Below are 16,589 nucleotides of genomic sequence, written 5' to 3'. Positions count from 1 at the left end.
CCACCCGCCCCACCTCCTCCGCCGACAACTGAACCTGCGGCACCGCCGTCGCCGGGCAGGTGATGATGCCTCGCAGGTGCAGCGCCGCCTTGAACGCGCCGAGGGCCGATGACGAGCCGCCCATGCGGGCCGGGTCGCCGGCGCGGGTCATCGCGAACAGGGCGCACAGGCGCTCCTGTTCGGCGCGGGCCAGGTCCCATTCGCCCGCGCGGCAGTGCCGGTACAGCCGCACGTACCCCTCCGGGTCGACGTTGCCGAGGCCGGGGACCACGCCGTCCGCGCCCATGGCCAGGGCCGAGTCGACGGTGAGTTCCGTGCCCGTCAGCACAGAGAATCCCGTCACGTCCGCGCGGGTGCGGGCGCCGAGCAGGACCTCGCGGAAGCCGCCCTCGTCGCCGCTGGAGTCCTTGACCCCGGCCAGTACGCCCTCGGCGGCGAGGGTGAGGAGAAGGTCGGCGTCGAGTTTCGTGTGCACCGAGACAGGCAGGTCGTACGCGAAGACCGGGACCGGGGAGGCCGCGGCCAGGGTACGGAAATGGGTGGCGATCTCCGCCGGGTGCGTGCGCGTGTAGAAGGGTGCCGTCACGACCACCGCGTCCGCGCCCGCCGCCGTCACGGCCGCCACATGGTCCCGTACGCGGAGGGTCGTCATGTCGATCGCCCCTGCCAGGACCGGGAGTTGACCGGCCACGTGCGCGACGACCGTCTCCACGACCGTACGGCGGTGGCGGTCGGGGAGGTACGCCGCCTCGGAGGACGAGCCGAGGACGAACAGCGCGTCCACGCCGCCGCCGACCAGATGGTCCACGAGACGGACCAGGGAGGGGACGTCCACCTCGTTGTCCGGTGTCAGGGGGGTGCAGACGGGCGGGACGACACCGGTCAGCGGGGTTGGAAGCGTCATGAGCTCTCCTGGGGTACGGCCGTGGCGGCGGCCTGGGTGACGAGTTCATGGAGCGACTGGCCGTCGTCCACGGGGTGGTGACAGCGGAAGCGGTGCCCGGAGCCCTCGGCTGCGGACTCGGTGAAGTCCGGCATGCTCGCCGCGCACTCCGCGTCCGCCTTCCAGCAGCGGGTACGGAACGGGCAACCGCTGGGCGGCCGGGTCGCGGACGGCACCGGACCGGCCAGCGGGATCGGGTCGATCGGGTCGAGGAGGCCGGGCGTGGCCGAGAACAAGGCCCGGGTGTACGGGTGCCGGGAGCGGGTGAGGACCGTGTCGGCGGGGGACTCCTCGACGATCCGGCCCAGGTACATCGTGACGACCCGGTCGCTCATCCGCCGTACCGTCTGGATGTCGTGCGAGACGAAGACCAGGGCCAGGCCCAGGCGCTCCTTCAGATCGAGGAGGAGGTTGAGGATCTGGGCGCGGACCGACACGTCCAGGGCGCTGGTCGGTTCGTCCGCGACGACCAGCCTCGGGTTCAGGGCGAGGGCGCGGGCGATGGCGACGCGCTGGCGTTGGCCGCCGGAGAGTTGGCCGGGCAGCCCGTCCGCGAGTACCTGCGGCAGGCCGACCAGATTCATCAACTCCCGTACGCGGTCCTCGCGTTCGGCGGGTGTGCCGCGGCGGTGGACGTCGAGCGGGTCGCGCAGGATGCGGCGTACGGTCAGGCGGCGGTTCAGGGCCGTCGACGGGTCCTGGAAGATCATGCCCGCGCCGGTTCCGATCGCTGCGCGGCGCTCGGCGTTGGGCATCGTCCAGAGGTTCTGGCCGTCGAACTCCACTGTGCCGGTGGTGGGGCGTTGTACGCCGACGAGGACCTTGGCGAGAGTGGATTTGCCGCAGCCGGATTCGCCTACGATGCCGATGGTTTCGCCGGGGGTGAGGGTGAGGTCGGCGTCTGTCAGGGCGTGCACCCTGTCGCGGGTGAGGAGTCCGCCGGAGCGGGCCCTGTGGGTTACGTGGGCGTGCTTGAGCTGGATGAGTGGGTCCGTCACGGTGGCCTCCTGGACTTGTTTTTCTCCCCGCCCCGCCCCTTCCCGAACTGGGGCTCCGCCCCAGGCCCCGCTCCTCAATCGCCGGAGGGGCTAATAAATAGCCCCTCCGGCGATTGAGGAGGCCCGTCCGGCGAGGACTTCGGGAAGGGGCGGGGTGGGGAAGAGTGAGCCGGCAGGGCGACCGCAGGATGGTGGCAGGCAACCGCATGCGTACCCAAAGCCCCCCGCAGGGGCGGAGGAGTGACACCGCACACCGCACTCGCCGACCCACACCGATCCGCGAACCTGCACCCCGCAGGGAAATCCGCCGGCGACGGCACAACACCCCTGATCTGGGTGAGGCGTTGGGCCGCCGACTCCAGCGACAGGACCGAGCCGAGCAGCCCCCGCGTGTAGTGGTGGGCCGGGGCCTCCACCAGGTCGGCGGTGACGCCGGTTTCCACGATCTGGCCGCCATACATCACCACCACCCGGTCGGTGACATCCGCGACCAGCGCCAGGTCGTGCGAGACCAGGATCAGGGCGAAGCCCAACTCCTCGCGCAGGCGCAGCAGCAGCTCGATCACCTGGGCCTGGACCGTGACGTCCAGAGCGGTGGTCGGCTCGTCGGCGACGATCAGCTTCGGGTTGCGGGACAGCGCCATGGCGATCAGTACGCGCTGCCGCTGGCCACCGGAGAGTTCGTGCGGGTAGCTGCTCAGGGTGCGGTCCGGGTCGAGGCCGACGAGGGCCAGCAACTCCACCGACGAGCGCGCGCCGCCGCGCCGTACGACCTGCTTGAGCTGGGCGCGGATCGTCATGGCCGGGTTCAGGGACGACAGCGCGTCCTGGTAGATCATCGCCATGTCGTGGCCGAGGAGCCGGCGCCGGGCGCGCATCGAGAGGGTGGTCAACTCCTGGCCAGAGAACGTGACTTGGCCCCGGACCCGCGCCCCCTTCGGCTGCAGGCCCATCACGGTCAGCGCCGTCAACGACTTGCCGCAGCCGGACTCCCCGACCAGGCCCAGGACTTCGCCGGGGCGTACGTCGAAGCTGATGCCGTCGACGATGTCGGTGCCGCCGTGCCGGGCGTCGAAGCCGATGGCCAGGTCGGTGACCTCCAACACCGGAGGGCCGGTGGGGAGCGGGCGGGCGCGGGCGCGCAGGCGGGCCGCCGCCTCGGTGAGGCCTGGGAGCCCAAGGACCTCACCGGTGCCCGACTCGTCGGCCTCCAACTCGTCGTGCGTACCCGCGCGTTGGGAGGGCACGTCACGCGCGGCGGGCGCGGCCCAGGCGTCCGACACGCCCTCGGAGAGGATGTTCAGGGCGAGCACGGTGACCAGCATCAGCAGGCCGGGGAAGACGGTGGCCCACCAGCCGCCGGTGAGGACCAGGTTCTTGCCGTCGGCGATGACGCTGCCCCAGGACGGGTCCGGGGGTGCGACGCCCGCGCCGATGAACGAGAGGGAGGCCTCGAAGACCACGGCCTCCGCGACCTGCACGGTGCAGAACACCAGAATGGGCGCGGCACAGTTGACGGCCACGTGCTTGAGGACGATGTGCGGGGTGCGGGCGCCGATGACCCGCTCGGCGGTCACGTAGTCCTCGCCGTACTGGTCCATCACATTGGCGCGTACGACGCGGGCGATGGGCGGGGTGTAGAGGAACGCGATGGCGCCGATCAGGACCGGGATGCTGCCGCCGAACACCGCGATGAGGACGGCCGCGAGCGCGATGCCGGGGAACGCCATGACGATGTCGAGGCAGCGCATCAGGAACTCGTCGACGGACCTGCGGGCGGTCGCCGCGACCGCCCCGATCAGCGCGCCCGCGACCAGGCCGAGCAGGGTGGCGCCGAGCCCGATGAGGAGGGAGAGCCGGGCCCCGTGCATCAGGCGGGACAGGATGTCGCGGCCCAGGCTGTCCTGCCCCATCCAGTGCGCGGCCGAGGGCGCGCCCGTGCCGTCGGCAAGCGCGGCCTGGTCGAGCGGGTCGTGCGGGGCGAGCAGCGGCGCGAGTGCGGCCATGAGGACGACGACGGTGATGACGCCGACCGCGATACGGGAGAGCAGCGGCAGCCGGCGAAGGCCGCGCAGCCGCACGCCGGGGCGTGCCAGCGCCGCCGCCAGCTCCTGACGACTCCTCATGAGGCGCTCCTCAGCCGGGGGTTGACCAACAAATAGAGCAAGTCAATGGCGAGGTTCACCACTACGAAGCCGACGGCTGTCGTGATCACCACGCCCTGGACAACGGCCGGGTCGCCGTTCTTCACGGCGGTGATCATCAGGTTGCCCATGCCGGGCAACGCGAAGATCGTCTCGATGACGACGGCGCCGCCGAGGAGGTAGCCGACCCGGAGGCCGAGCACGGTCAGCGGGTTGATCAGGGCGTTGCGCAGCACGTTCCGGCCGACCACGACGACCGGGGGGAGTCCGCTGCCGATCGCGGTACGGACGTAGTCCTTGTCCAGCTCCTCCACCACGGCGGTGCGCACGATCCGGGTGAGCTGGGCGGCGACCGGCAGGGACAGGGCGAGCGCGGGCAGCGTCATGGTCTTCAGCCAGCCGGTGAACGAGTCGGCCGGGTTGACGTATCCGCTGGTCGGGAACCAGCCGGCGCCCACCCCCAGGTACTGGATCATGAGGAGCGCCAGCCAGAAGCCGGGCGCCGCGACCCCGGTCAGTGAGACCACGCGGATCAGCTGGTCGGGGAGCCGGTCGCGGTAGATGGCGGCCGTGACACCGAGGGCCAGGGCGAGGACCACCGCGATGCCGAGGCCCAGGAAGGTGAGCTGCATCGTGAGCGGCAGCGCCGTACTGACCTGGTCGAGCACCGGCGCCCGGGTGAGGACGCTGATGCCCATGTCGCCCTGGAGCAGCTCGCCGACGAACGCGACGTACCGCACCGGCAGCGGGTCCAGCAGGCCGTTCTCCTCCCGGAATTGGTGCAGTTGCTCCGGGGTGGGGTTGGTGCCCTGGTAGAACGCGGCGGCCGGGTCGATGTCCGAGAACCGCATGACGAGGAACACGAACAGGACGATGCCCAGCATCAGCGGGACGAGCAGCGCGATGCGGCGGGCCAGGATGCGAAGGATTGCGGCCATGCGAACGTGCGCCCCCTGACGGTCAGTTGGCGGGCTTGGCCTGCAGCAGGTTGATGCCGGGGTACGGCTGGGCCCGTACGCCGCTGATCCGGTCCGGGTTCCAGGCGGTCACGAGTTCGTTGTGGACGACCGGGTAGATGACGGCGTTCTCCGCGACCAGGTCGATGTACTCCTGCACCATCTCCTTCTTCTTCGCGGCGTCGGCCTCGCGGGTGGCCTGGTCCATCAGCTTGAACAGCTTCTTGGCCTCGGAGTTCTTCGCCCAGCGGGCGTAGCTCATCCAGAGGTTCTCGGGGCCGTAGTTGTAGTGCATGATCAGGTCGGCCTCGATGCCGAACTGGTTCGGGTTGGACGCGGCGGCGACGACCTGGAAGTCCTTCTTCTGGTCCAGCTTGGTGAAGAGGGCCGCGGTCTCCTGCGGTTCGAGGGTGGTCTCGACCCCGATCTTCCGCCAGGATTCCTCGATGGTCGGCAGGCAGTCGACGATCCAACTGACGTTCACCGCCATCAGGTTGACCTTCAGCTTGGTCACCCCGGCGGCCTTGAGGAGCTGCCGGGCCTTGTCGGGGTCGTAGCCGTACACCGTCTTCGCCGCGCGGTAGGACGGGTTGCCCTCGTCGAGGAACGAGGTGGACGCCTTGCCGTGCCCCTTGAGCGCGGCGGAGATCATCTTGTCCCGGTCGATGGCGTAGTGCAGGGCCTGGCGCACCCGGACGTCGTCGAACGGCTTGTGGGCCGTGTTGAACATCAGGAACAGGTTGTTCATCCCGGCGCCGCCCTCGACGCTCAGGCCGCCCTTCTTCAGCTGGCCGATGTTGGCGTACGGGACGTTGTCGGCGATCTGGGCGCCCGCGCCGGAGCCGGAGATCTTGGCGACGCGGGGCGCGGCGTCCACGATGGTCAGCCAGTTCATCTTCTTGAACGTGGCCTTGCGCGGGCCGTTGTAGCCGGCGAACGCCTCGAAGGTGGTGTTGGACTTGGGGTGGTGCGCGCTCTGCTTGTACGGGCCGGAGCCGACGGCGAGTCCGGTGATCGCCTTCTCCCACGCGCCGGCCTTCGAGAACACGTGCTTCGGCATGATCTTCGCGAGGGTGAGCCGTGAAGCGCCGTCCGGGAAGGGGAACTTGAGGACCAGCTCGACGTTCCGCTCGTCGACCTTCTTGACCTCCTTCAGCCAGGACGCGAAGAAGCCCTGGGCGAGGGTGACGGTGTCCGGGTCGAGGATGCGCTCGAAGGTGAACACCACGTCGTCGGCGGTCACCGGCTTCCCGTCGTGCCACTTCGCGCCGGAGCGCAGCGTGAACTTCCAGGACGTGCCGGTCTTCAGGTCCTTCGGGGCCGGGAGCGCGGTGGCGAGCGCCGGGTACGGCTCGCGGCTGATCGGGTCGGTGTCGAGCAGGCCCTCGTAGATGTGGTGGTTGGCCGCCATGCAGAACGCCGACGCGGTCTGCGTCGGGTCCCAACTGCCGTCGTTGCCATAGCCGATGACGGCGGTGAGCGTCCCGGTGGAGCCGCTGCCGCCGCCGTCGTCGGTCGTCGACTGCGGGCCGCCCGAGCAGGCGGACAGGGTCGTGGTGATGGCGGCGGCCGCGCCGACGGCGCCCGAGTACTTCAGGAAGGACCGGCGGTGCAGCGCCGGGGTCACGTCGCTCACGGTGTCTCCAAGTCCCGGGGAAGGACGTGCAGTTGAGAGATCCCACGTCCTACGTCTATGAGGTAGCGCGACCATAGGAGTGGTCCGGAGGGCGGTCAAGGGATCGCGCACGGATCGGTTCCGGGCGGGTATGCGCCGGGTTCGGCCCCGCTCCCGGTGTCCTCCCGGCCCGCTCCCCGTGTCCTCCCGTACTCCTCCCGCACGAGTTCCGTCCCGACATGGGACGTGGGACGTCCGGCGGTCGTACGCTGTGCCGCATGTCCGAGGAGCCAAGGAACGCGAGGCGGAACTCTTCCCGGGAACGGCACGTGGGCACCCAGATCCGGCGCGACGTCATGCAGTTGATCCTCGACCGCAGACTGCCGCCCGGCGCCCCGCTGCCCACCGAGGCCGAGCTGATGGAGAGCCTCGGGGTGAGCAGAAACTCCGTACGCGAGGCGCTCAAGGCGCTGCAGGCCCTGGACATCGTGGAGATCAGACACGGCTACGGCACGTACGTGGGGCAGGCCTCGCTCACCCCGCTTGTCGACGGCCTCACCTTCCGCACCCTCGCCCAGGTCGAGGACGACCACGCGGCCCTCGCCGAGATCCTCCAGGTCCGCGAGGTCCTGGAGGAGGGCCTGATCCGCCGGGTCGCGGGCGGCCTCACCGAGGACCGGCTCGCCCGCCTGGACGCGATAGTGGGCCGCATGGAGGAGTCCGCCGAAGCCGGTGAGCCCTTCCCCGACCTGGACCGCGCGTTCCACGAGACGCTGTACGAAGCCCTCGGAAACGCCCTGGTGCCGCAGCTCCTCGCCGCGTTCTGGCACGTCTTCCACCGGGTGGCGAAGGTGCGCGGCTGGACCCGCGACCCGGCACCCGCGATCACGGCCCGCCGCCACCGCGCCATCCTCACCGCCCTCAGGGAACGCGATGTCGAAGGCGCCCAGGAGGCTATGGCGGACCACTTCCGGGGTATCGAGGCACGATCGGGACAAGAGACGCTGGGGGTCAAATGACGGACGAGCACAACCAGTTCGGACCGCACGGCAGGGAGGACCGGCTCGCGCACCTGTACGCGAAGCTCGGCTCCCTCGCGTACGGCGGGGACTACAACCCCGAGCAGTGGGGCCCCGAAACACACGCCGAGGACGCCGAGCTGATGCGCACGGCGGGCGTCAACCTCGCCACGGTCGGCATCTTCTCCTGGGCCAAGGCCGAACCCGCCCCCGGCGCCTACGACTTCGGCTGGCTCGACGGCCACCTGGACCGGCTCGCGGAGCACGGCACGGCCGTCTGCCTGGCCACGATGACCGCGTCACCGCCCGCCTGGCTGGCCCGCCTGCACCCCGAGACGCTGCCGGTTCTGGCCGACGGCACCCGCCTGCACCCCGGCTCGCGCCAGCACTGGTGCCCGTCGAGCCCGGTGTTCCGTACGTACGCGGTGCGCCTGGTCGAGCAGGTGGCGAAGCGGTACGCGGACCATCCGGCGCTCGCCCTGTGGCACATCGGCAACGAGTTCGGCTGCCACATCTCACGGCACTGCCACTGCGAGGTCTCGCGCCAGGCCTTCCACCGCTGGCTGCGCGCCCGGTACGGAACCCTGGAAGCGCTCAACTCGGCCTGGTCCACGGACTTCTGGTCGCAGCGGTACGGCGACTGGGACGAGATCCACACCCCGCGCACCGCCCCGTCGTTCCGCAACCCCACGCAGCAGCTCGACTACCTCCGCTTCTCCTCGGACGAGCTGCTCGACTGCTACCGCGCGGAGAAGGTCGTCCTGGACGAGCTGACCCCGCACGTCCCGGTGACGACGAACTTCGTGCCGGTCGCCAAGACCCTCGACCTGTTCACCTGGGCCCGCGAGATGGACGTCGTCTCGTACGACTCGTACCCGGACCCGCACGACCCGGACGCGGTGCACGAGGCTGCGTTCAGTTACGACGTGATGCGCGGCCTGCGCGACGGGCAGCCCTGGCTCCTGATGGAGCAGGCGCCGAGCGCGGTCAACTGGCGTACGCGCAACGGCCGTAAGGTGCCCGACCGGATGCGTCTGGACAGTTGGCAGGCGGTGGCGCACGGCGCGGACTCGGTCCTGTTCTTCCAGTGGCGGCAGTCGCGCGGCGGCGCCGAGAAGTTCCACTCCGCGATGGTGCCGCACGGCGGCCGCGACACCCGGATCTTCCGCGAGGTCACCCAACTCGGCGCCGAACTCGCCGCGCACCCCGACCTGTTGGGCTCGGTCCCGGAACGCGCGGAAGCGGCACTCCTCCTCGACTGGCCCAACTGGTGGGCCCTGGAACAGGACGCGCACCCCAGCGCCGACACCCGCATGCTGGACGCCGCCCACGCCCACCACCGCCCGCTGTACGACGCGTCGGTGCCGTGCGACGTGGTCCCGGCCGACGGCGACTGGTCGCCGTACAAAATGCTCCTGGTCCCCAACCTGTACTCGGTCGCGGAGGAGACGGCGGCCCGCCTGCGTGCTTACGTGGCGGCCGGCGGCACGCTCCTGATGTCCTACTTCTCCGGCATCACCGACGAGCACGACCGCGTCCACCTGGGCGGCTACCCGGCACCGTTCCGCGAGCTACTGGGCCTGCGCATCGAGGAGTTCGACCCGCTGCCCGAGGGCGGCACGCTGCGCCTGGGCGGCGGCGGCGAGGGCACGCTCTGGTCGGAGGAGATCATCCTGGAGGGCGCGGCCCCGATACTGACGTACGCGGACGGCCGCCCCGCCGCCACCCGGCACCGCTACGGCCGGGGCACCGCCTGGTACCTCGGCACCCGCCCCGACCCGCTGACGATGCGCGCGGTCCTCGACCGGGTCCGCCTCGACGCCGGGGTCCGCGCCCCCGACCTGCCGCTCGACGTGCAGGAACGCACCCGGATCACCGCCGACGGCCGCCGCCTGCGCATCCGGATCGACCGCAGGGAGGGCACGGTGACGGTCAGCTGACGGTCGCGGTGGCGATGAGGTCCCCGGCGAGCACAAGCACCACCCCGGTCACGATCAGCGCGAGCGCCCGCTTGGTCCGCCCGGCACGGGCAAGCACGGCCGCGGCGACACACGCGATCGCGGCCACCCCGCACGGCACGGCCCACAGGTCCAGCGGCACCCCGCGCACCACCCGCAGCCAGACCACGGCGGGCCCGAGCAGGGCGAGCAACAGCCCCACGACGGCGGTCCCGCGCCGGGCCGCCCGAGCCCGGTGAAAAGTCTCCAACGCGCTTACCTCGTACGGCCGTTCACCCCGTGTCGCCATGAAAGTGAGGGTAGCGGTGGGCATGCCGGGAGCGGGGTCGGCGCGCGTGCCTAGACTCGCTCCCCATGACTTCTCCTCACGGCCCGGCTCCCCACGGTCCGGCGCGGGACGCCGCCTTCATACTGCTGCCGCCTGCCGGAAAGAACCGGGTTCCGTATCCCGCGTGCAGCTTCGTGGCCGTGGCGCTGATCATGTACGGCTCGTCGTGGGGGAACGACGCGGGGGTGTCCATCGCCTTCGCCGGTCTTGGTGTGATGGTCTGTGGGGGCGTCGCGTACGTCGTCGAGGACTTCCGCCGGGCGGCTCGCTCCACGCACATGCGGGTCGACGCGACCGGGGTGTGGCTGCGGAACAAGTCGGGCATGGCCGTGATCCCCTGGCACTCCCTCGCCGCCGTCGGCCTGCACTGGGCGAAGAAGCGCGGCCTCCCCACGTACACCCTGGAGCTCTGCCCGGCGGTCGCCGTGGACCCCGGCGACCACGTCCTCGGCCCCTGGGTACGCGACGACGAACCGTTCCGCCCCGGCCTGCCCCGGCTGCGCTACCGCATCGCGCTCGACAAGCCCACCCGCAGCCGGGTCAAGATCCACGCGGCGGTCCAGCGGTACGCCCCGCACCTGTGGTCCGGCCTCACGGAACGCGAGCGCGGGTACGACACGTAGGGTGCGGCCCCATGTCGATATGGAACGCGATACGGGACTGGGGCAGACCGCGCGCCGAGCGCACGTACCCGGCACCGCTCACCCGCCACCAGCTCTGGATGGTGTCCCTCAGCGCACCCGTGCACCGCGCCAAGGACGCCTCGCGCACGACCCTGTACCCGTACCGCCGGGTCGACGAGGCCAAGGCCCGCCGTGCGCTCGCCGGGCACTGGGAGATCAGCTCCCGCGAAGCGCTGCTGCCCCGCCTTCGTGACCTCGCCCACACCGGCTACCGGGCCCGCGCCCGGCAGCGGTACGGCGTCTCGCCGCTGGCCTGGGACGTGGCCCTGTACGCGGACATCACGCGCACCGGCTTCGCCGCCGGGTACGTCACGGAGGCGGAGGCGTGGACGGCACTCAAGGACGTCGTACCGGTGGTGGCCCGCACGTACGGCTCCTGGCAGGAGTACGCGACGGACTACCTGCTCGGCCGCAAGATCTGGACGGAGCTCCTGCGCGGCACGGAGTACGAGGACTTCCCTGCCCCGCAGGCCGATTCGGACGCCCACCTCCGGCGGCTCCTGGACCCGGCGAACCCGTCGAGCCCGTGGGTGCTCGCTCCGTACGAGGCGATCAGCGGGCCCGACGGTCCGCGCTCAGGGCAGCAGATCCCTGGCTGACATGTCGCCGGTCTGCGCGAGCAGGAAGCCGATGGCAAGGGCCACGAACATCCAGCGGGTACGCCCGAACTTCGCCAGCAGCCAGCCCACGGGGCTCATCAGCAGGCCGAGGCCGCACAGGGCGATCCACAGCCCGGCGGGCGCGCCCTGACTGGTCCGCAGCACGACCGGCATGAGTGCCGCGACGCCGAGCAGTACCGAAACGATCATTCCGACCCGCCGCGCTGCCAGCGCCTCCCGTGAGCGCGCCTGCGCCCGCCCGGTCTGACTCTGCTGCTGGAACGCCGCGCGCAGTTCGTCCTTCGAAGTCCCCCGAGTGTCCATGGCCGCGCAGCCTAGCCGTTCGGACCGGCCTCTACACTGCATGCCCATGCCCAGTCCTTACGCACACGGTCCGGCCTCCACCGCTTCGGTCATCCCGCTCGGGGACGAGGCGGTGAACCAGTCCGTGAAGGGCGCCGCAGGGTGCTCGTTCTTCGGTCTGCTGTTCATCGGTGGCGGCCTCTTGGCCGTACTGGGTGTCAACGGGGCCCCGAACAACGGGGGTTACGGGGGCATCGCCGTCGGTGCGCTCGCGATCTTCTTCGCCGTGATGATGCTCAGGAGGGGCTGGAAGTCCCGCAAGGCTTTCCTGGCCGTCGACCACGTGGGCCTGTGGATCTCCAACCCGGTGGGCCGCAAGGTCATCCCCTTCGACAGCCTCGCGGGGGTCGGCCTGCACTGGAGCAAGGCGGGCAAGGGCACGTCGAAGAAGCTGTACTCCCTTGAGCTGTGCCCCAACGGCCCGATCGACCGCGACCACCCGGTCCTGTGGAACCTGGTCCGCGACGAGGAGCCGCTGCACCCCGACCTGCCCCGCCTGCGCTACCGCATCCCGGTCGGCAAGAAGAACATGCCGCCCCTGGTCGCGGCCGTACAGCAGCACGCGCAGCCTTTGTGGCTCGGCGAGGTGGAACGCGAGCCGAACCACATCGGCTTCCCGGACGTGAAGGGCCACCGCGACCGCACGGCGGGCTCGCGCTAAGTGGTCCGTTCTGGAAGTCCTTCGGGGGGCTGACTTCCGTTCCGGTGTTGTGGATGGCGGACGGTGAGCGCTGCGATGCCCACTGAGTGGGATTCCGCGGTCGACATGCTTCTTCCGTACGTATGCAGTGTTTCGTGGTTTCGGTCGTCCGGCGCAACATCGCAGGAGGAGCTCCGCATGCCCACCCAGCAACACACCGCTGTCATGGCGGGCTTCAGTGTCGTGCTCGTCGCCCTGGCGTTCACTGCTTGGCGCCCCATGGTCAGAAGAACGGGCCGGCCGTCGCGGGCTACCTTGGGGATGCTCCTGGCGGCGGCCGTATGTGTCTCCCTGACGCTGCCGGACCAGGTCCAGGCCGGCGTCGTCGACCGCCTTCATGCTTGCGTGTCCGGCGCCTCCGCACGGACCTTCCCGGGAGGCCCGGCGCATCATGCTGTCAACGTCGTGCTGTGGATCCCCCTCGGCCTCTTCGGCGCCCTCGCGACCCGTCGTCCGCTTGTTGTGACTGCCGTGGGATCCCTGGCCTGGGTGCTCATTGAGACAGCCCAGACACTCGACCCGATCCGGTCCTGCCAGCCTGTCGACTGGGCGAACAACACGGCCGGGATCCTCGTCGGTGCGGTGCTCGGTTGGCTTCTGGTACGGCGGCGCTCAACCCCCGAAGGACTTCGAGCGTCGACCACTAAGCCTTGACGACGGCCTCGACGAAGGTCGCCCAGCTGCGGGCGGGGATGATCAGGACGGGGCTGTCCTGAGCGAGCTTGGTGTCGCGGACGGGGACGATGCCGGGGCAGTTGTGGGCGACCTCGACGCACGTTCCGCCGTTGTCGTCGCTGTAACTGCTCTTGAACCAGCGGGCGTTGGTCAGGTCGTACTCACGCATGATCCGTAGTCCTCCGCCGCCGATTCGATCAGGGAGAGGGACGCCTCCGGCGACAGCGCGGCGGCCCTGACGAGATCGTAGACCTCATGTGCCCGCTTCACTACGGCTGGATCATCCAGGAGGTTGCCTGAGTAGACACCCTCTGTGTAGGCCGTCGGCGGGGAATCGTCGAACTCCATGAGCGTCAGTACCTTGCCCATCTGCGGGTAGGCACCCGCCGCGAACGGCAGTACCTGCACCACCACCTTGCGTTCCCGCCCGAGCCGCGAAATGTGACCCAACTGCTCCGCCATCACGCTGTTACTGCCCACGGGGACCCGCAGCACGGTCTCGTGCAGGATGGCCCAATACACGGGCCGTGTAGCGTCCTTGAGCAGTTCCGCCCGATCGAGCCTGGCGCGCACCTTCTCCTCGATGTACTCGTCCGCCGCCAGCGGGTTGCCCGCGAGGGTCAGCGCCCGCGCGTACGAAACAGTCTGCAGGAGTCCGGGCACGATCGCCGGGGCGAAATCGCAGATCTTCGTAGCCAACCGCTCAAGCTCCGCCGCCTCCTCGAAGTACGAGGCATAGGGCGACGTTTTGATCAGCTTCCGCCAGAGCCGCTCGAAAAAACCTCCGGTTTGTAGAACGCCGTCAATCCGCTGCGCCACATCCAATTGCGGCTTACGGAACGCCTGCTCGAACTGGCCGATGTATCCGCCGGATACGAACACACGGTGCCCGAGATCCGCCTGCGTCATCCCCGCATCCTCGCGGCGCCGCTTCAACTCCTCACCGAAGTACTCCCACGCGGCGTTCTTCCGAGTATTGGCCATAGCTCAACCCCTCGTCTCTGCGCGGCAGTTGTAGGAGTCCGCGCTCTTACGGACTCTAGCGACGAAGCTTCAATCTGTACTCGTGGACAGCGAAAAGAAAAATGAGAATCGGCACGCTCTCGAATGCCTGAAGGAGGCCGACGAAGCCGTACTTGAATTGCGAACCGCATTCGCGCGTATCGGCATCGCATTGCCGTCCCTGCGGCTCGACCCGATCTCGTATGCGAGGGACAAGCCGTGCCCGCTCGTGGAATTGGGGCGCTGCACCGTGGAGACCGCGCAGCGGATCGCCGCCGCGCTGCCGAGGCCGGACGGTGGGCGGTGAGGCCGCCGCCGGTCGGGGCGTATGTGATCGACACCGGTACGGACCGGCTCGGCCGGGTCATGGGGTACGGGAGCGCCGGGCTGCTGCTGCGTCCGTACGGCGCCGGGAGGCCCTGGTCGTGCGCGGCGGAGGGCGTGCGGCTCGCGACGCCCGCGGAGCGGCTGCGGGCGGCCACGTCGTACGCGAACGCGCGGAGCCGGGGCGAGGTGTGGTGACCTCGGCCCAGCGCCCCCGGCGCCCGATCCCGTACGCGACAATGGGTGCATGAGCCTTTTCCGTGACGATGGGATCGTCCTGCGCACCCAGAAACTGGGCGAGGCCGACCGCATCATCACGCTGCTCACCCGGGGGCACGGGCGGGTGCGGGCGGTGGCGCGGGGGGTGCGCCGGACGAAGTCGAAGTTCGGGGCGCGCCTCGAACCCTTCTCACATGTGGACGTGCAGTTCTTCGCGCGCGGCAGTGAACTGATCGGCAGGGGACTGCCGTTGTGTACGCAGAGTGAGACCATCGCCGCTTACGGTGGCGGGATCGTGACCGACTACGCCCGGTACACCGCGGGGACCGCGATGCTGGAGACGGCGGAGCGGTTCACGGACCACGAGGGCGAGCCGGCGGTGCAGCAGTATCTGCTGCTCGTCGGCGGCCTGCGCACCCTGGCGAACGGGGAGCACGCCCCGCACCTGGTGCTCGACGCGTTCCTGCTCCGCTCGCTCGCCGTGAACGGCTACGCGCCGAGCTTCGTGAACTGCGCGAAATGCGGCATGCCGGGACCGAACCGGTTCTTCTCGGTCGCCGCGGGCGGGGTGGTCTGCGTCGAGTGCCGGGTACCGGGAAGCGTCGTACCCTCTCCGGAGGCCATCGGCCTGCTCGGTGCCCTGCTCACCGGGGACTGGGCGACGGCCGACGCGTGTGAGGCGCGGCACGTCAGGGAGGGCAGCGGCCTCGTGTCGGCGTATCTGCACTGGCACTTGGAGCGCGGCCTGCGCTCGCTGCGCTACGTAGAGAAGACGTAGAGAAGCTCTAGCGAAGACCTAGCAAGCAGCACGAGATATTTCAGGGAGCGAGTATCCACATGGCACGACGCGGGATTCTGGGACGGGCACGGCGCGAGTACAGGGCGCCCGAGCCGCACCCGTCGGGCGCGGTGCCGCCGAAGCTCCCCGGCGAGCTCATCCCGAAGCATGTGGCGGTCGTCATGGACGGCAACGGCCGCTGGGCCAAGGACCGCGGGCTGCCGCGCACCGAAGGCCACAAGGTCGGCGCGGAGCGGGTCCTCGACGTACTGCAGGGCTCGATCGAGATGGGCGTCGGGGCGATCTCGCTGTACGCCTTCTCCACGGAGAACTGGAAGCGGTCGCCGGACGAGGTGAAGTTCCTCATGAACTTCAACCGGGACTTCATCCGCAAGACCCGCGACCAGCTCGACGAACTGGGCATCCGGGTGCGCTGGGTGGGCCGGATGCCGAAGCTGTGGAAGTCAGTGGCGAAGGAGCTCCAGATCGCCCAGGAGCAGACGAAGGACAACGACCGTCTGACGCTGTACTTCTGCATGAACTACGGCGGCCGCGCGGAGATCGCCGACGCGGCGCAGGCGCTGGCCGAGGACGTGAAGTCGGGGCGCCTCGACCCGTCGAAGGTCAACGAGAAGACGTTCGCGAAGTACATGTACTACCCGGACATGCCGGACGTGGACCTGTTCCTGCGGCCGAGCGGCGAGCAGCGCACGTCCAACTACCTGCTCTGGCAGAGCGCTTACGCGGAGATGGTCTTCCAGGACGTGCTGTGGCCGGACTTCGACCGCCGCGACCTGTGGCGCGCCTGCGTCGAATACGCCCAGCGGGACCGCCGCTTCGGGGGTGCGGTGCCGAACGATCAACTCCAGGCGATGGAGGCTGCGATGCGGGGGCGTTCCACTGAGGCCTGACACGTCCCGCCCGGCCTCGGGGGGCTGCGGCGGGGTGCTGCTGCTCGTGGCCGGGCTGTTTCTCGGGTGGGTCAGCGTGGGCTTCACCATCGAGATGGAGACGTTCGTCGGCCTGCGCGAGAACCGGGCGCCGATCGCGGTCTTCCTGCTGGTGATCGCCGCGCTGTGCGCGCTGGCGGGCGCGATGCTGAGCGCCCGCCGCATTCCCCGTACGACGGCGGTCCTCACCCTGTGCGTGGTCGCACTCCTGACCTGGCGGACCGTCGTACTGGCCCCGATGCTCCCGTGCTGGTCACACGAGAGCGTGGGCCGCAACGAGGACGGGTCGTACGACTGCTACGACAGATTCTGAGCGGGGGTCCGGGGGCTGGCCC

At 70.0% G+C, this 16,589-nt stretch carries 20 protein-coding genes; 11 read left to right on the top strand and 9 right to left on the bottom strand.

The window, feature by feature from the left end; genetic code table 11:
* From GUY60_RS19255 to GUY60_RS19235, 5 genes are all read right to left on the bottom strand, one after another.
* Window positions 1–904, bottom strand: a 904-nt coding sequence (locus GUY60_RS19255) for a dihydrodipicolinate synthase family protein (RefSeq protein WP_161699500.1), incomplete at its 3' end; no start/stop codon positions are given.
* Window positions 901–1,941: an oligopeptide/dipeptide ABC transporter ATP-binding protein gene (locus tag GUY60_RS19250; RefSeq protein ID WP_161699498.1), complete on the bottom strand. Its 1,041-nt coding sequence runs from the start codon at window positions 1,939–1,941 to the stop codon at window positions 901–903. The genes GUY60_RS19255 and GUY60_RS19250, both read right to left, overlap by 4 nt.
* Window positions 1,942–2,015: 74 nt before the next feature.
* A complete protein-coding gene (locus GUY60_RS19245) occupies window positions 2,016–4,067 on the bottom strand; it encodes a dipeptide/oligopeptide/nickel ABC transporter permease/ATP-binding protein (protein ID WP_161699496.1) in 2,052 nt (683 codons plus the stop codon).
* Window positions 4,064–5,023, bottom strand: a complete 960-nt coding sequence (locus tag GUY60_RS19240) for an ABC transporter permease (RefSeq protein ID WP_161699494.1) — start codon at window positions 5,021–5,023, stop codon at window positions 4,064–4,066. Before GUY60_RS19240 ends, GUY60_RS19245 begins: the two co-directional genes overlap by 4 nt.
* Window positions 5,024–5,045: 22 nt before the next feature.
* Window positions 5,046–6,677, bottom strand: a complete 1,632-nt coding sequence (locus tag GUY60_RS19235) for an ABC transporter substrate-binding protein (protein ID WP_312866350.1) — start codon at window positions 6,675–6,677, stop codon at window positions 5,046–5,048.
* Between the two features lie 257 nt (window positions 6,678–6,934).
* Here GUY60_RS19235 and GUY60_RS19230 point away from each other — a divergent pair, with 257 nt between their 5' ends.
* Window positions 6,935–7,675, top strand: a complete 741-nt coding sequence (locus GUY60_RS19230; RefSeq protein ID WP_376771274.1) for a FadR/GntR family transcriptional regulator — start codon at window positions 6,935–6,937, stop codon at window positions 7,673–7,675.
* Window positions 7,672–9,615 (top strand): beta-galactosidase, encoded by a 1,944-nt coding sequence (locus GUY60_RS19225; protein WP_161699489.1) that lies wholly within the window; start codon window positions 7,672–7,674, stop codon window positions 9,613–9,615. The genes GUY60_RS19230 and GUY60_RS19225 overlap by 4 nt, the downstream gene beginning before the upstream one ends.
* Here the strand turns inward: GUY60_RS19225 and GUY60_RS19220 are convergent.
* Window positions 9,608–9,922, bottom strand: a complete 315-nt coding sequence (locus GUY60_RS19220) for a hypothetical protein (RefSeq protein WP_161699487.1) — start codon at window positions 9,920–9,922, stop codon at window positions 9,608–9,610. The two genes, GUY60_RS19225 and GUY60_RS19220, sit on opposite strands and share 8 nt — an antisense overlap.
* 65 nt (window positions 9,923–9,987) lie before the next feature.
* Here GUY60_RS19220 and GUY60_RS19215 point away from each other — a divergent pair, with 65 nt between their 5' ends.
* Window positions 9,988–10,584 (top strand): hypothetical protein, encoded by a 597-nt coding sequence (locus GUY60_RS19215; protein ID WP_161699485.1) that lies wholly within the window; start codon window positions 9,988–9,990, stop codon window positions 10,582–10,584.
* An 11-nt stretch (window positions 10,585–10,595) separates the two neighbouring features.
* Window positions 10,596–11,243, top strand: a complete 648-nt coding sequence (locus GUY60_RS19210; RefSeq protein ID WP_161699484.1) for a DUF1266 domain-containing protein — start codon at window positions 10,596–10,598, stop codon at window positions 11,241–11,243.
* On the opposite strand, the gene GUY60_RS19205 is transcribed toward GUY60_RS19210, so the two are convergent.
* A complete protein-coding gene (locus GUY60_RS19205) occupies window positions 11,220–11,567 on the bottom strand; it encodes a hypothetical protein (protein ID WP_161699482.1) in 348 nt (115 codons plus the stop codon). The genes GUY60_RS19210 and GUY60_RS19205 overlap by 24 nt on opposite strands.
* 46 nt (window positions 11,568–11,613) lie before the next feature.
* Between GUY60_RS19205 and GUY60_RS19200 the strand changes: the two genes are divergently transcribed.
* Window positions 11,614–12,267 carry a hypothetical protein gene (locus GUY60_RS19200; RefSeq protein WP_161699480.1) on the top strand — a complete coding sequence of 218 codons (654 nt, stop codon included), beginning with the start codon at window positions 11,614–11,616 and terminating at the stop codon, window positions 12,265–12,267.
* Between the two features lie 177 nt (window positions 12,268–12,444).
* Window positions 12,445–12,960, top strand: coding sequence for a VanZ family protein (locus tag GUY60_RS19195; RefSeq protein WP_161699479.1), 516 nt, complete (start codon window positions 12,445–12,447; stop codon window positions 12,958–12,960).
* On the opposite strand, the gene GUY60_RS19190 is transcribed toward GUY60_RS19195, so the two are convergent.
* Entirely contained in the window at window positions 12,950–13,150 is a 201-nt protein-coding gene (locus tag GUY60_RS19190; RefSeq protein WP_161699477.1) for a DUF397 domain-containing protein, read from the bottom strand. The two genes, GUY60_RS19195 and GUY60_RS19190, sit on opposite strands and share 11 nt — an antisense overlap.
* Complete coding sequence (locus GUY60_RS19185) at window positions 13,132–13,965, bottom strand: helix-turn-helix domain-containing protein (RefSeq protein WP_161699475.1); 834 nt, start codon at window positions 13,963–13,965, stop codon at window positions 13,132–13,134. Before GUY60_RS19185 ends, GUY60_RS19190 begins: the two co-directional genes overlap by 19 nt.
* An 82-nt stretch (window positions 13,966–14,047) precedes the next feature.
* Here GUY60_RS19185 and GUY60_RS19180 point away from each other — a divergent pair, with 82 nt between their 5' ends.
* From GUY60_RS19180 to GUY60_RS19160, 5 genes are read left to right on the top strand one after another with little or no spacing between them, the layout of a single operon-like run.
* Window positions 14,048–14,290: a hypothetical protein gene (locus GUY60_RS19180; RefSeq protein ID WP_312866349.1), complete on the top strand. Its 243-nt coding sequence runs from the start codon at window positions 14,048–14,050 to the stop codon at window positions 14,288–14,290.
* Window positions 14,287–14,505: a hypothetical protein gene (locus tag GUY60_RS19175; protein ID WP_161699473.1), complete on the top strand. Its 219-nt coding sequence runs from the start codon at window positions 14,287–14,289 to the stop codon at window positions 14,503–14,505. Before GUY60_RS19180 ends, GUY60_RS19175 begins: the two co-directional genes overlap by 4 nt.
* A gap of 49 nt (window positions 14,506–14,554) precedes the next feature.
* Complete coding sequence (gene recO / locus GUY60_RS19170) at window positions 14,555–15,304, top strand: DNA repair protein RecO (protein WP_161699471.1); 750 nt, start codon at window positions 14,555–14,557, stop codon at window positions 15,302–15,304.
* A gap of 59 nt (window positions 15,305–15,363) precedes the next feature.
* Window positions 15,364–16,215 carry an isoprenyl transferase gene (locus GUY60_RS19165; protein WP_161699469.1) on the top strand — a complete coding sequence of 284 codons (852 nt, stop codon included), beginning with the start codon at window positions 15,364–15,366 and terminating at the stop codon, window positions 16,213–16,215.
* A 46-nt stretch (window positions 16,216–16,261) separates the two neighbouring features.
* Window positions 16,262–16,567, top strand: a complete 306-nt coding sequence (locus tag GUY60_RS19160; protein ID WP_161699467.1) for a hypothetical protein — start codon at window positions 16,262–16,264, stop codon at window positions 16,565–16,567.
* Window positions 16,568–16,589: the final 22 nt, after the last annotated feature.

Origin of the sequence: Streptomyces boluensis, from assembly GCF_009908195.1 — a bacterium.
Lineage (GTDB): Bacteria > Actinomycetota > Actinomycetes > Streptomycetales > Streptomycetaceae > Streptomyces > Streptomyces boluensis.
This window is presented reverse-complemented; position numbering and strand designations above follow the sequence as displayed.